The sequence below is a fragment of the Microcystis sp. M53603_WE2 genome, assembly GCF_030065435.1.
On sequence record NZ_JASJFF010000876.1, the window covers coordinates 1 to 1,357 of the forward strand.

The window sequence follows — 1,357 nt, forward strand, 5'->3', positions numbered from 1 at the left end:
AAACTTAAACTAATAAAACGGAGAGCCTATGGCTTGAGAAACTTTCGGAATTTTTGGGTTAGAAGTATGTTGTCTTGGCATCTTGTATGTTGATTTAGCATAAAGAGTAACGAAGAGCCTAAAATTGGCTAATTCAGGAGTTATTATTTATTATGCTAGAACAAATGATGAAGATGTTAGAAGGGCAACAAATAAACTCTTATCGTCTTAATAAGTTTCTTGGTGCGGGTGGTTTTGGTGGTGTATTTCATGCTAGTGAAAGGGGGGATCCGCGCCCCCCTTATCAAGGGGGGATTAAGGGGGGATCCGCGCCCCCCTTATCAAGGGGGGATTAAGGGGGGATCCGCGCCCCCCTTATCAAGGGGGGATCAAAGGCACAATCTATCTTCAATTTAATAATTATAACCACTCACTTAATAGGATAGTTACACAACGTAAAAATTGGCTAATTCAGGAGTTATTATTATGCTAGACCAAATGATGAAGATGTTAGAAGGGCAACAAATAGGCCCCTATCGTCTTAATAAGTTTCTCGGTGCGGGTGGTTTTGGGGGTGTATTTCATGCTAGTGAAATGGTCAGAAATACATCGGTCTAAGAAGTTGCCATTAAAGTTATCCCAGAAAGTAGCGATGATAAATTAATTGAATTAACAAATGCCAGAAAGTTAGAACATTCTAATTTAATTAAGGCTTATTCGGTGGGGGAATTTACTTTTTTCAATACGGAGATGCTTTATTTAGTGATGGAATTGGCACAGGGTAGCCTAGAAAATCACATTGCCAAAGGCGGTTTGTCAGCGGATGAGATTAAAAATATTACTGCTCAAGTCGCCCAGGGCTTAAATTATCTTCATGGACAAAATAAAGTCCATCGAGATTTAAAACCGGGTAATATCCTCAAGGTTAATCAACAATACAAGTTAGCATATTTTGGCTTAATTAGAACCTTAAATAACAAAAGCCACACTCAAACCGTCCACAATAGCGGTACAATTATTTATATGCCTCCCGAAGCCTTTAGGGGGGATATTTCCTCAGCTTGGGATCTGTGGTCATTGGGTATTATGTTAATCGAAATGACGACTAATCAACTTCCCTATAAGTTTAATAATGATATTCACCAGTTAATGGCAAAGGTGATGAATTGTGAGCTACAAATCCCCAGTTTACCGAAAGAGTTTAAACCGATTATTGAAGGGTGTTTGCAAAAAGATAGAAAACAAAGATGGACAGCACAACAGGTTTTAAATCTGAGAGGGGGACAAGCGAGCTAGAAGGTAGATAGGGCAAGCGATATCGCTCTTTGTCCTTTGATGTAATCCTTCAACCGATAGCGGCTAATTTGCATTAGCTCTT

General features: G+C 39.2%; 1 pseudogene. It reads left to right on the plus strand.

The window, feature by feature from the left end:
* Positions 1-465: 465 nt before the first annotated feature.
* Positions 466-1,251: pseudogene (locus PX481_RS18615) on the plus strand (serine/threonine-protein kinase); the annotation flags it as partial.
* Positions 1,252-1,357: the final 106 nt, after the last annotated feature.